Origin of the sequence: Methylobacterium sp. WL116, from assembly GCF_008039455.1 — a bacterium.
Classification (GTDB): Bacteria; Pseudomonadota; Alphaproteobacteria; order Rhizobiales; family Beijerinckiaceae; genus Methylobacterium.
The window spans coordinates 1-11,724 of the sequence record NZ_VRUV01000100.1 but is presented as its reverse complement, the minus strand read 5'-3'; the positions used below and the strand labels follow the sequence as shown (position 1 = coordinate 11,724).

The following is an 11,724-nucleotide window of genomic DNA, read 5'->3' as shown; positions in this document are numbered from 1 at the left end:
GAGGCGCTGGTCGCGTCGGTCGTCGGGCAGCGCTTCGGCGCCGATCGCGGCGCGCTCATCGGCAACCTCGTCGGCGGACTGCTCGGGCTTAGGCGCCAGCCCGAGGGCGAGCCGGGGGGCGACGTGCCGCTCAAGCCGCTGCCGCCGCTGCGCCTCGCCGACGGCCGGATGATGTTCGGGCCGATCGCGATCCCGAACGTGCGGCTGCAGCCGTTGTACTGATCCGGCCGTGCCGGTCCCCGGGCGTCGAGGGTGGAGCAGACTGCGCCGCCCGGACCCTGCCGGCCATACGCAAAACAGCGTATATGCTGCAACGCAACCGAGCCCCTAGCGTGCGCTCCACGATCCGCGGCCGTTCCATGAGCCGCCGGACGCGAGATGCGAGGCGTGAGGCACGATGGCTGACGGGGATCACGATCTGGATCGGGGCATGGACCGCGGCTTGCGCTCGCCCCTGCGGCGCAAGCTGCTGATGGGGCTGGCGGCCGCGCCCGCCCTTTCGCTCCTGCCGCGCACCGCGTTCGCGGCGGGGCCTGCCACCTCGGCGGTCAGCACCACCGGCCTCGCCGTCACCGACACCGAGGTGACCTGCGGCATCCTCCACTCGATCACCGGCACCATGGCGATCTCGGAGACCGGCGCCCAGCAGGCCGAGAAGCTCGCCATCGCGCAGATCAACGAGGCCGGCGGCATCCTCGGCCGCAAGATCAAGATCATCCAGGAGGACGGCGCCTCCGACTGGCCGACCTTCGCCGAGAAGGCCAAGAAGCTCCTCGTCAACGACAAGTGCGCGGCGGTGATGGGCTGCTGGACCTCGGCCTCGCGCAAGGCGGTGCTGCCGGTGTTCGAGCAGTACAACGGCCTCCTGTACTACCCGACCTTCTACGAGGGCCTGGAGCAGTCCAAGAACGTGTTCTACACCGGCCAGGAGGCGACGCAGCAGATCCTCGCCGGCCTCGACTGGGTGCACAAGGAGAAGGGCGGCGACACGTTCTTCTTCGTCGGCTCGGACTACATCTGGCCGCGCACCTCGAACAAGATCGCCCGCAAGCACGTCGAGAACGTGCTCAAGGGCAAGGTCGTCGGCGAGGAATACTTCCCGCTCGGTCACACGCAGTTCAACTCGGTGATCAACAAGATCAAGCTCACCAAGCCGAAGGTCATCTTCACCGACGTGGTCGGCGGCTCGAACGTGGCGTTCTACAAGCAGCTCAAGGCGTCCGGCATCGACCTCTCGAAGCAGGTGCTGCTGACGATCTCGGTCACCGAGGACGAGATCGACGGCATCGGCGGCGACAACATCGCCGGCGCGTACTCGTGCATGAAGTACTTCCAGTCGATCGAGAACGAGAACAACAAGAAGTTCGTCGCCGACTTCAAGAAGATGTGGGGCGAGAAGACCGTCATCGGCGACGTCACCCAGGCCGCCTATCTCGGGCCCTACCTGTGGAAGATGGCCTGCGAGAAGGCCGGCTCGTTCGACGTCGACAAGGTCGTCGCCGCCTCGCCCGATCTCGAGTTCAAGGGCGCCCCCGAGGGCTACGTCCGGATCGACCCGAACCACCACCTGTGGTCGAAGACCCGGGTCGGCAAGGCCAAGACCGACGGCCAGTTCGAGATCGTCTACACCAGCCCCGAGTTGATCAAGCCCGACCCGTTCCCGAAGGGCTACCAGTAGGCCGCATGCGCGCGCCGCCGATGCGGCGCGCAATTTGCAGACGGCCTTTCGACGATCCCCCATTCCCCGACCTAATCCTGAGGCGCCCGCGACGGCGGGCCTCGAAGGAGGGCTCCAAGGATCGCCGAGCGCGCCGGAGGGCTCCCTCGAGGCCTCCGCTTCGCTCCGGCACCTCAGGATGAGGTGGGCGGGTGGGAGACGGCGATCGCGCAAGGCGGCGGGCCACGGCCCTCCGGCATTCCCGACGGCTCGGAGCGCACGGATGTTCGGTGACTATTCCCTCGGCGATCTCGGCGCGATCTTCGCGATGCAGGGCTTCGCCGGCCTGATCCTGTTCTCGGTCTACGTGCTGATGGCGCTCGGGCTGGCGATCATCTTCGGGCAGATGGGCGTGATCAACATGGCGCACGGGGAGTTCATGATCCTCGGCGCGTACATGACCTACCTGTGCTCGGCCTTCTTCCAGACCTACCTGCCGGCGCTGTTCCCGGCATACTTCTTCCTGGCGATGATCCTCGCCTTCTGCGCCTCCGGGGCGCTGGGAATGCTGGTGGAGTGGGCGCTGATCCGCCACCTCTACAAGCGCCCGCTCGACACGCTGCTCGCCACCTGGGGCCTGTCGCTGATCCTGCAGCAGGCCTACCGCTCGATCTTCGGCGCGCGCGAGGTCGGCGTCGAGCTGCCGAGCTGGCTGATCGGCTCGGTGCAGGTCACCGATTCGATCGAGATCCCGATCAACGGCCTGTTCGTGATGGCGGTCACCACGCTGATCACGGTCGGCGTCGCGCTGCTGATCTACCGCTCGCGCTTCGGCCAGCAGGTCCGCGCGGTGATGGCCAACCGCCCGATGGCGGGCGCCGTCGGCATCGATACCGAGAAGATCGACCGCTACACGTTCGGCCTCGGCTGCGGCATCGCGGGCGTGGCCGGCTCGGCCTTCACGATGATCGGCTCGACCGGGCCGACCTCGGGCCAGCTCTACATCGTCGACACCTTCCTGATCGTGGTCTTCGGCGGGGCGGCCTCCCTGCTCGGCACCATCGCCTCGGCGTTCTCGATCTCCCAGACCCAGTCGACGCTGGAGTTCTTCCTCTCCGGGTCGATGGCCAAGGTGCTCACCCTGCTCGCGGTGGTCGGCATCCTGATGCTGCGGCCGCAGGGCCTGTTCACCCTCAAGGTCCGGCGCTGAGGATTTCGACGATGAAGAACCCCGTCCAGACCCTGACGAAGTCCGTCACCGTGAACGACAACCCGTTCATGAAGCCGATCGAGTGGCTGAGCCTCGCTGTGCTGGCTTTGGTGCTGCTCGTCGTGCTGCCGAGCCTGCTCGACGCCTTCCGGCTCAACCTGGTTGGCAAGTACCTCACCTACGCCTTCGTCGCCCTCGGCCTCGTCATCTGCTGGGGCTATGCCGGCATCCTGTCGCTCGGCCAGGGCTGCTTCTTCGGCCTCGGCGGCTACTGCATGGCGATGTACCTGAAGCTCGAGGCGTCCAGCGTCGAGAACACGAAGATCCAGTCGACACCGGGCATCCCCGACTTCATGGACTGGAACCAGATCACGGCGCTGCCGTGGTTCTGGAAGCCGTTCCAGAGCCTGCCGCTGACCTTGATCCTCGTCGTCGCGGTGCCGGTGCTGTTCGCCTTCGTGATCTCGGCGGCGATGTTCAAGCGCCGGGTCGGGGGCACCTACTTCGCCATCATCACCCAGGCGATCGCCGCGATCCTGACGATCCTGATCGTCGGGCAGCAGGGCTACACCGGCGGCATCAACGGCATCACCGACCTGCGCACGCTGCACGGCTGGGACATCCGCACCGACGGCGCCCACACCATCCTCTACTTCGTCAACGGCGGCCTGCTGATCGGCTGCATCCTGATCGCGCAGTTCGTGAAGAAGTCGAAGCTCGGGCGCATACTGGTCGCGATGCGGGACAAGGAGGACCGGGTGCGGTTCTCCGGCTACTCGGTCGCCGGGTTCAAGGTCTTCGCCTTCTGCCTCGCCGCCGCCTTCGCGGCGATCGGCGGCGCGATGTTCACCCTCCAGGTCGGGTTCATGTCGCCGTCCTTCGTCGGCATCGTGCCCTCGATCGAGATGGTGATCTACGCCGCCGTCGGCGGGCGGATGTCGCTGTTCGGCGCGGTCTGGGGCACGCTGCTCGTCAACTGGGCCAAGACCAGCTTCTCGGAATCCTTCCCCGACCTGTGGCTGTTCGGCCTCGGCGCGCTGTTCATCGCCGTGGTGCTGGCCTTCCCGAACGGTCTCGCCGGCATCTGGCGCGAGCACGTCGAGCCGCGCCTGACGCGCCGGGTGAAGGGTCTGCGCGCCCCGCCCCCCGCGATCGTCCCCCACGGCGCACCGGCCGAGTGAGAACAGCATGAACGCCGCGATCCTCCCAGGCTCCGTCATCGGCGCCAACCCGAACGCCCCCGAATACCTGCTGGCGGTCGACGCGCTCACCGTCTCCTTCGACGGGTTCAAGGCGGTCAACGACGTCTCGTTCTACGTCGACCCCAACGAGATCCGGGTGATCATCGGCCCGAACGGCGCCGGCAAGACCACGGTGCTCGACCTGATCTGCGGGCGCACGCGCGCCAGCGCCGGGTCGATCAAGTACAAGGGCCAGGAGCTGACCAAGCTCACCGAGAGCGCGATCGTCCAGGCCGGCGTCGGGCGCAAGTTCCAGACCCCGTCGATCTACGACGACCTGACCGTGTTCGAGAACCTGGAGATCTCGTTCCCGCGCGGGCGCTCGGTGTTCGGGGCCCTGACCTTCAAGCGCGACGCGCAGGTCCGCGAGCGCATCCACGAGATCGCCGAGACGATCTTCCTGAAGGACCAGCTGCTGGAGCGGGCCGAGTTCCTCAGCCACGGCCAGAAGCAGTGGCTCGAGATCGGCATGCTGCTGATCCAGGACCCGGAGCTGCTGATGCTCGACGAGCCGGTGGCCGGGATGAGCGTCGGCGAGCGCATCAAGACCGCCGAGCTGCTGAACCAGATCATCGTCGGCCGCTCGGTGCTGGTGATCGAGCACGACATGAAGTTCGTCGAGGACATCGCCCACCGGGTCACCGTGCTGCACCAGGGCAAGGTCCTGTCGGAGGGCTCGATGGAGCGGGTCAAGAACGATCCGAAGGTCATCGAAGTGTATCTGGGACACTGAGCATCATGCTGCAGACCGCGCATCCCCCCCTGGCCAAGGCCCCTCCGCTCACCACGCTCCCCTCGGCCGCGCCGATCTTAAGCGTCGAGGACCTGCACGCCGCCTACGGCCAGAGCGAGGTGCTGCACGGGCTGAACTTCCAGGTCGCGCCCGGCGAGATCGTCGCGGTGATGGGCCGCAACGGCATGGGCAAGACCACGCTGATGAAGACCCTGATGGGGATCGTGCCGGTGAAGGCCGGCTCGATCCGCGTCGACGGCACCGAGATCGGCGCCCTCAAGAGCCACGCCCGGGTCGCCAAGGGCCTCGCCTACGTGCCGCAGGGCCGGATAATCTTCTCGACCATGACGGTGCAAGAGAACATCGAGACCGGGCTCACCGTCACCGGCGCCCGCAAGGTGCCGCAGGACCTCTACGAGATGTTCCCGGTGCTGCTCGAGATGAAGGGACGGCGCGGCGGCAATCTGTCGGGCGGCCAGCAGCAGCAGCTCGCCATCGCCCGCGCGCTCGCGAGCAAGCCGAAGGTGCTGCTCCTCGACGAGCCGACCGAGGGCATCCAGCCGTCGATCATTCGCGAGATGGGCCGGACCCTGAAGAAGATCCGCGACGCGCGCGGCCTGTCGATCGTCGTCTCCGAGCAGGTCCTGAGCTTCGCCCTCGACGTCGCTGACCGGGTGCTCGTCATGGAGAACGGCGAGATCGTGCACGAATCGCTGCGCGCCGACATCGACGAGGCCCAGGTCGCCCGCTTCCTCTCGGTCTGAACGAGGACATCATGGCCGATTACGAGATCTTCGAGCTCGGCGACCACGTTCTCCAATGCGGCAAGACGCTGCGCGACGCCAAGCTCGCGTTCAAGGCCTTCGGCACGCTGAACGCGGCGCGCGACAACGCCATCGTTTACCCGACCTGGTATTCCGGCCAGCACACCGAGAACGAGTGGCTGATCGGGCCGGGCAAGGCGCTCGACCCCGAGAAGTACTTCATCATCATCCCGAACATGTTCGGCAACGGGCTCTCGTCCTCGCCGAGCAACACGCCGGCCCCCTGGAACGGGCCGCGCTTCCCCAACGTCACCGCCTACGACAACGTCCGCGCGCAGCACCGGCTCGTCACCGAGCATTTCGGCATCGATAAGCTGGTGCTGGTGACCGGGTGGTCGATGGGAGCGCTCCAGACCTACCATTGGGGCGCGCTCTATCCCGACATGGTCCCGCGCATCCTGCCGTTTCAGGGCTCGGCCAAGTGCTCGCGGCACAACTTCGTCTTCCTCGAAGGCGCCAAGGCCGCGCTCCAGGCCGACGCCGCCTTCGCCGAGGGCTGGTACGCGAGCCCGCCGAACAAGGGGCTGCGCGCCTTCGGCCGGGTCTATGCCGGCTGGGGCCTGTCGCAGACCTTCTACCGGATCGAGGCCGACAAGACCCACATGGGCTACGCCTCCCTCGAGGACTTCCTCGTCGGGTTCTGGGAGGGGCTGTTCTACACGCGCGACGCCAACGACCTGCTCGAGATGCTGTGGACCTGGCAGAACGGCGACATCGGCGCCAACGACACCTTCCACGGGGACACTAAGGCGGCGCTTCGCGCGATCACCGCCAAGGCGATCCTGATGCCGGCCTCGACCGACCTGTACTTCCCGCCCGAGGACAACCGCATCGAGGCGGAGTCGATGCCGAACGCGGAGCTGCGCGTCATCGACACCTGGTGGGGCCACTTCGCCGGCGGCCCCGGCACCAGCCCCGACGACATCAAGACCCTCGACGACGCGCTCAAAGAGCTGCTCGCGAGCTGAACGGTTTCGGCCGGTGCGCCGGCCGGGCGGGGATGCGCCAAGCCCCGGATTTTCGAACAACAGGGAGCACAGTCGAGACATGCCCGAGACGCTGATCAAGGTCGACCTGACGCAATCGGCCTACGACAACGACATGGTGCACAACCGCTGGCACCCGGACATCCCGATGGTCGCGACGGTGAAGCCCGGCGACGACTTCATCGTCGAGACCTACGACTGGACCGGCGGCTTCATCAAGAACAACGATTCCGCCGACGACGTCCGCGACATCGACCTGTCGATCGTCCACTTCCTCTCCGGCCCGATCGGCGTCGAGGGCGCCGAGCCCGGCGACCTGCTCGTGGTCGACCTCCTCGACATCGGCGCCAAGCCCGAGAGCCAGTGGGGCTTCAACGGCTTCTTCTCGAAAAACAACGGCGGCGGCTTCCTCGACGAGCACTTCCCCCAGGCGCAGAAGTCGATCTGGGACTTCGAGGGCATGTTCACCAAGTCGCGCCACATCCCCGGCGTGCGCTTCCCCGGCCTGATCCACCCGGGGCTGATCGGCTGCCTGCCCGACCCGAAGATGCTGGAGACCTGGAACACCCGCGAGAAGGCGCTGTTCGACACCGACCCGAACCGCGTGCCGGCGCTGGCCACCCTGCCCTTCGCGCCGACCGCCCACATGGGCCGGCTCAAGGGCGAGGCGAAGGACAAGGCGGCGGCCGCCGGCGCCCGCACGGTGCCGGGGCGCGAGCACGGCGGCAATTGCGACATCAAGGACCTGTCGCGCGGCTCGAAGATCTACTTCCCGGTCTACGTGCCCGGCGCCGGCCTCTCGATGGGCGACCTGCACTTCAGCCAGGGCGACGGCGAGATCACCTTCTGCGGCGCGATCGAGATGGCGGGCTGGGTCCACCTCAAGGTCAGCCTGATCAAGGACGGCATGGCCAAGTACGGGATCAAGAACCCGATCTTCAAGCCGTCGCCGATCACCCCGAAGTTCGACGACCACCTGATCTTCGAGGGCGTCTCGGTCGACGAGCACGGCAAGCAGCACTACCTCGACGTGACGGTGGCCTACCGCCAGGCCTGCCTCAACGCGATCGAGTACCTCAAGAAGTTCGGCTACTCGGGCGCGCAGGCCTACTCGATCCTCGGCACCGCGCCGGTCCAGGGCCACATCTCCGGCGTCGTCGACATCCCGAACGCCTGCGCGACCTTGTGGATTCCGACCAAGATCTTCGAGTTCGACATCAATCCCACTGCTGCCGGGCCGACGAAGTTCCTCGACGGCTCGATCCAGATGCCGCTCTCGCCGGATCTGTAGTCTTCGGGTCTGCCGCGCCTTCCGGGCGGCAGACCGCGTGCACCCTGCCTGAAAGCGCTCGAATGCCCGTCTACGATTACGCTTGCGAGGCCTGCGGGCCGTTCACGGTGCTGCGCCCGATGGCGCAGTTCAGGGACCCGCACGACTGTCCCGATTGCGGGGCGGCGTGCGGGCGCGCCTTCCTCACCGCGCCGAACCTCGCCTCCATGGATGCGGGCCGGCGCAAGGCCTTCGCCACCAACGAGCGCAGCGCGCACGCGCCCCGCAAGTCGTCCGCGCACGGGGCCGGCTGCGGCTGCTGCAGCGGGACCAAGGCGAAGTCCAACCCCACGGCCGCCAAGAGCTTTCCGAACGCGCGGCCGTGGATGATCAGCCACTAGGCTGCAGCTCACCCTCCCCCTCTCGCGGGGGAGGCAAGAACCCAAGCCAGGAGGAACCCACGCCATGATGCACGGAGACATCTCGTCCAGCGCCGACAGCGTCGGCGTCGCGGTGGTGAACTACAAGATGCCCCGCCTCCACACCAAGGCCGAGGTCTTGGAGAACGCGAGCAAGATCGGCGACATGATCGTCGGGATGAAGGCCGGCCTGCCGGGCCTCGACCTGGTGATCTTCCCCGAATACTCGACCCACGGGATCATGTACGACGCGGGCGAGATATACGAGACCGCCTCCACCGTGCCGGGGGCGGAGACCGAGATCTTCGCCGCCGCCTGCCGGAAGGCCAAGGTCTGGGGCGTGTTCTCGCTCACCGGCGAGCGCCACGAGGAGCACCCGAACAAGGCGCCCTACAACACGCTCATCCTGATGAACGACCAGGGCGAGATCGTGCAGAAGTACCGCAAGATCATGCCCTGGACGCCGATCGAGGGCTGGTACCCGGGCGACCGCACCTACGTCTCGGAGGGGCCGAAGGGCCTGATGATCAGCCTGATCATCTGCGACGACGGCAACTATCCCGAGATCTGGCGCGACTGCGCGATGCGCGGGGCCGAGCTCATCATCCGCTGCCAGGGCTACATGTACCCGGCCAAGGAGCAGCAGATCCTGATGTCGAAGGCGATGGCCTTCGCCAACAACACCTACGTGGCGGTGGCCAACGCGGCCGGCTTCGACGGGGTCTACAGCTACTTCGGCCACTCCGCGATCGTCGGCTTCGACGGGCGCACCCTCGGCGAGTGCGGCGAGGAGGAGATGGGCATCCAGTACGCGGCGCTGTCGAAGTTCCTGATCCGCGACTTCCGTGCGCACGGGCAGTCGGAGAACCACCTCTTCAAGCTGCTGCACCGCGGCTACACCGGGATGATCAACTCGAAGGAGAACCGGCACGGGCTGTCGGAATGCCCCTACGACTTCTACCGCCGCTGGATCGAGGACCCCGACGCCACCCGCGACGCGGTGCGCGCCATCACCCGGCAGGGCGTCGGCACCGAGGAATGCCCGATCGACGGCATCCCCTTCGTCGGCAAGGGCGAGGGTCCGCCGGACCCGCGCTGAGACGCGGCCCACCGCGCGGTTCCGCCGGCCCGGGAGGCCGGGCGGGGCCGCGCGGGTGACAGGACGTCGTCCCTATCGGAACGGCCCATCGCCCGACACGTTGACCGGCGCTTGCCTAGCGCACATCAGGTCGGAACAGGGGCGGATCGGGAAGATCATGAACGGTGAGTCGAAGCCGGCCGGTGCGGGCGGTCAGGACAGCGAGCCGGGAGCGCCCATGGTCAGCGCGGAGTTCCGGCGCTTCGCCGACGACGTTCCGCTGATGATGTGGCGCTCGGACCATCTCGGCCACGCGATCCATCACAACGAATGCTGGCTCCAGTTCACCGGGCGGCCGCTGGAGGAGGAGCTCGGCGCCGGCTGGCGCACGGGGCTCCACCCGGACGACTTCGAGCGCCACGCGCGCATCGTCTCGGCCGCGTTCACGGCGCGGGAGCCGTTCACCGTGGAGTTCCGCCTGCGGCGCCACGACGGGGCCTATCGCTGGCTGCTCGACACCGCCCGGCCGCTGACCGAGGACGGCGAGTTCCGCGGCTATCTCGGCTCGTGCTTCGACATCACCGACCGCAAGCATGCCGAGGTGCATATCGAGGAGGCGCTGCAGGAGAAGGAGACACTGCTCGCCGAGGTCTACCACCGGGTCCGCAACAACCTCCAGGTGATGGTCAGCCTGATCGGGCTCTACGGCCGCGCGGCGCCCGAGCCCTGCCGCGGCAGCTTCGAGGCGCTGGGCCAGCGGGTGCGGGCGATCGCGCTGGTGCAGCAGCACCTGCACGAGGCGCCGCACATCGCCTCGATCGACCTGCGCGACTACCTGCACCGGCTCGCCTCCGGCCTCGGCCAGCTGCGTCGGGCCGGCCGCATCGGCGTCCATCTCGGCGGCGCCGGCACCAGCTTGGTCGAGCCGCGCACCGCCAACGCTCTCGGCATGATCGTCGCCGAGATCGTCGCCGAATGCCTCGATGCCACCGCCGAGAGCGTCGCCTGCGCGATCGCCATCGACATCGACGCGGCCCCCGGTGCACCGGTGCGTCTCTCGATCGTCTCCGGCGCCGGCGACCAGGCGGAGTCGGGTCGGCCGAACATCCCGAAGCTGGGGCCGCGGCTGATCGCGGCCTACGCCGCCCAGGCCGAGATCGCGGTCACCGGCGTCGCGACCGCCGAGGATCCGCTGCGGCTGCAGCTGCCGGAGGCGCGGGTCGAGGACCCGGCCTGAGCGGGCGCCGCGATTCGCATCGGCCGGGGCGGCGACCTATATCCGGGATATCCCGCGCCCCCCGACACGAAACCGGCCGAGCATGCTGCCTCCGATCGAGACCATCGTCGAGAACTTCGAATTCATCGACGACTGGGAAGAACGCTACCGCTACCTGATCGAGCTCGGCCGCACCCTGCCGCCGGCCGACCCGGCCCTGCATGCCGAGTCGAACAAGGTGCTCGGCTGCGCCAGCCAGGTCTGGATCGACCTGAACGTCGACGCCTCGGGCGACGTGCCGCGCCTGCACCTGCGCGGCGACAGCGACGCCCACATCGTGCGCGGCCTCGTCGCGCTGATGGTGGCGCTGTTCAACGGCAAGACCCCGCGCGAGGCGGCCGACACCGACGCCTTCGCGCTCTACACCAAGCTCGGCCTCGGCGAGCACCTGACGCCGCAGCGCTCGAACGGGGTCCGCGCCATGGCGGACCGCATCCATCGCGACGCGGTCCGCCTCGCCGCCTGAGCGCGCGGGGCTTACGCCCGGTCCCGCCACAGCCGCATCCGGGCGTGGTCGGGCCCGACCGCCTCGCGCTGCAGGCCGTAATGCTCGGCGAGGCGCCCGAGGGCGATCTTCGCCACCACCTTGGCGGAGCGCGCCGGCCAGCGGCGCTCCTCCTCGATCCGCTCGAGCCCCTTCACGTGGCCGCACAGGTCGATCAGCAGGCCCGACAGGTCGTGGCCGACCGCGGCCATCGCCCGCTCCACCCGGGCACGGGCCGCCATCATCGCATCCGAGGCGCCGGCGGCGTCGCGCGGGCCGGAACCGTCGACGCGGATCGCGCTCCAGTCGATGCCCATTCGTGGCATCATCAGGCCCGTGGTGATGTCGCGGCGCAGACGCTCGCCGGCCTCGAACGAGGCCCGGTCGAGGAGGGGCGCCCCGTCCCGGCCGCGCCGCCGCACCATCCAGGCGATCGGACTCTCGGCGGCGTCGCGCAGGCGTCGCTCCGCCCCCTCGCCCTCCACCACGAGGTCGAGATGCTGGCCGCGGAACGCTTCGCCGGCCGGGGCGTCGCCGCGCCTGAGG

At 68.2% G+C, this 11,724-nt stretch carries 12 protein-coding genes and 1 pseudogene; 12 read left to right on the top strand and 1 reads right to left on the bottom strand.

What is annotated here, in order from left to right; genetic code table 11:
• From FV223_RS30260 to FV223_RS10260, 12 genes and pseudogenes are all read left to right on the top strand, one after another.
• Positions 1-222, top strand: a pseudogene (locus FV223_RS30260) (DUF2125 domain-containing protein); the annotation flags it as partial.
• A 208-nt stretch (positions 223-430) separates the two neighbouring features.
• On the top strand, positions 431-1,678 hold the full coding sequence (gene urtA / locus FV223_RS10310; protein ID WP_147726958.1) for an urea ABC transporter substrate-binding protein: 1,248 nt from the start codon (positions 431-433) through the stop codon (positions 1,676-1,678).
• Positions 1,679-1,940: 262 nt separating this feature from the next.
• Positions 1,941-2,867 carry an urea ABC transporter permease subunit UrtB gene (gene urtB / locus FV223_RS10305; RefSeq protein WP_147726957.1) on the top strand — a complete coding sequence of 309 codons (927 nt, stop codon included), beginning with the start codon at positions 1,941-1,943 and terminating at the stop codon, positions 2,865-2,867.
• An 11-nt stretch (positions 2,868-2,878) separates the two neighbouring features.
• Positions 2,879-4,048 (top strand): urea ABC transporter permease subunit UrtC, encoded by a 1,170-nt coding sequence (gene urtC / locus FV223_RS10300; protein ID WP_147726956.1) that lies wholly within the window; start codon positions 2,879-2,881, stop codon positions 4,046-4,048.
• A 7-nt stretch (positions 4,049-4,055) separates the two neighbouring features.
• Complete coding sequence (gene urtD / locus FV223_RS10295) at positions 4,056-4,841, top strand: urea ABC transporter ATP-binding protein UrtD (RefSeq protein ID WP_147726955.1); 786 nt, start codon at positions 4,056-4,058, stop codon at positions 4,839-4,841.
• 74 nt (positions 4,842-4,915) lie between these two features.
• Positions 4,916-5,605: an urea ABC transporter ATP-binding subunit UrtE gene (gene urtE, locus FV223_RS10290; protein WP_187274877.1), complete on the top strand. Its 690-nt coding sequence runs from the start codon at positions 4,916-4,918 to the stop codon at positions 5,603-5,605.
• An 11-nt stretch (positions 5,606-5,616) separates the two neighbouring features.
• A complete protein-coding gene (locus FV223_RS10285; protein WP_147726953.1) occupies positions 5,617-6,633 on the top strand; it encodes an alpha/beta fold hydrolase in 1,017 nt (338 codons plus the stop codon).
• 79 nt (positions 6,634-6,712) lie between these two features.
• Positions 6,713-7,942 (top strand): formamidase, encoded by a 1,230-nt coding sequence (gene fmdA / locus FV223_RS10280; protein WP_147726952.1) that lies wholly within the window; start codon positions 6,713-6,715, stop codon positions 7,940-7,942.
• A 62-nt stretch (positions 7,943-8,004) separates the two neighbouring features.
• Positions 8,005-8,322, top strand: coding sequence for a zinc ribbon domain-containing protein (locus FV223_RS10275; RefSeq protein WP_147726951.1), 318 nt, complete (start codon positions 8,005-8,007; stop codon positions 8,320-8,322).
• Positions 8,323-8,386: 64 nt separating this feature from the next.
• On the top strand, positions 8,387-9,439 hold the full coding sequence (locus tag FV223_RS10270; protein ID WP_147726950.1) for an aliphatic amidase: 1,053 nt from the start codon (positions 8,387-8,389) through the stop codon (positions 9,437-9,439).
• Positions 9,440-9,656: 217 nt separating this feature from the next.
• Entirely contained in the window at positions 9,657-10,655 is a 999-nt protein-coding gene (locus FV223_RS10265) for a PAS domain S-box protein (RefSeq protein ID WP_243932837.1), read from the top strand.
• Positions 10,656-10,737: 82 nt separating this feature from the next.
• The gene (locus tag FV223_RS10260) at positions 10,738-11,160 is read left to right on the top strand and encodes a SufE family protein (RefSeq protein WP_147726948.1); all 423 of its coding nucleotides are present in this window, start codon (positions 10,738-10,740) and stop codon (positions 11,158-11,160) included.
• An 11-nt stretch (positions 11,161-11,171) separates the two neighbouring features.
• On the opposite strand, the gene FV223_RS10255 is transcribed toward FV223_RS10260, so the two are convergent.
• Positions 11,172-11,724: DUF6456 domain-containing protein (locus FV223_RS10255; RefSeq protein WP_246689657.1), on the bottom strand; the 553-nt coding region annotated here is incomplete at its 5' end.

Coding starts and splice junctions, on each gene's coding strand:
- urtA (WP_147726958.1), top strand. CDS start 431: ATGGACCGCGGCTTGCGCTCGCCCCTGCGGCGCAAGCTGCTGATGGGG.
- urtB (WP_147726957.1), top strand. CDS start 1,941: ATGTTCGGTGACTATTCCCTCGGCGATCTCGGCGCGATCTTCGCGATG.
- urtC (WP_147726956.1), top strand. CDS start 2,879: ATGAAGAACCCCGTCCAGACCCTGACGAAGTCCGTCACCGTGAACGAC.
- urtD (WP_147726955.1), top strand. CDS start 4,056: ATGAACGCCGCGATCCTCCCAGGCTCCGTCATCGGCGCCAACCCGAAC.
- FV223_RS10285 (WP_147726953.1), top strand. CDS start 5,617: ATGGCCGATTACGAGATCTTCGAGCTCGGCGACCACGTTCTCCAATGC.
- fmdA (WP_147726952.1), top strand. CDS start 6,713: ATGCCCGAGACGCTGATCAAGGTCGACCTGACGCAATCGGCCTACGAC.
- FV223_RS10275 (WP_147726951.1), top strand. CDS start 8,005: ATGCCCGTCTACGATTACGCTTGCGAGGCCTGCGGGCCGTTCACGGTG.
- FV223_RS10270 (WP_147726950.1), top strand. CDS start 8,387: ATGATGCACGGAGACATCTCGTCCAGCGCCGACAGCGTCGGCGTCGCG.
- FV223_RS10265 (WP_243932837.1), top strand. CDS start 9,657: ATGGTCAGCGCGGAGTTCCGGCGCTTCGCCGACGACGTTCCGCTGATG.
- FV223_RS10260 (WP_147726948.1), top strand. CDS start 10,738: ATGCTGCCTCCGATCGAGACCATCGTCGAGAACTTCGAATTCATCGAC.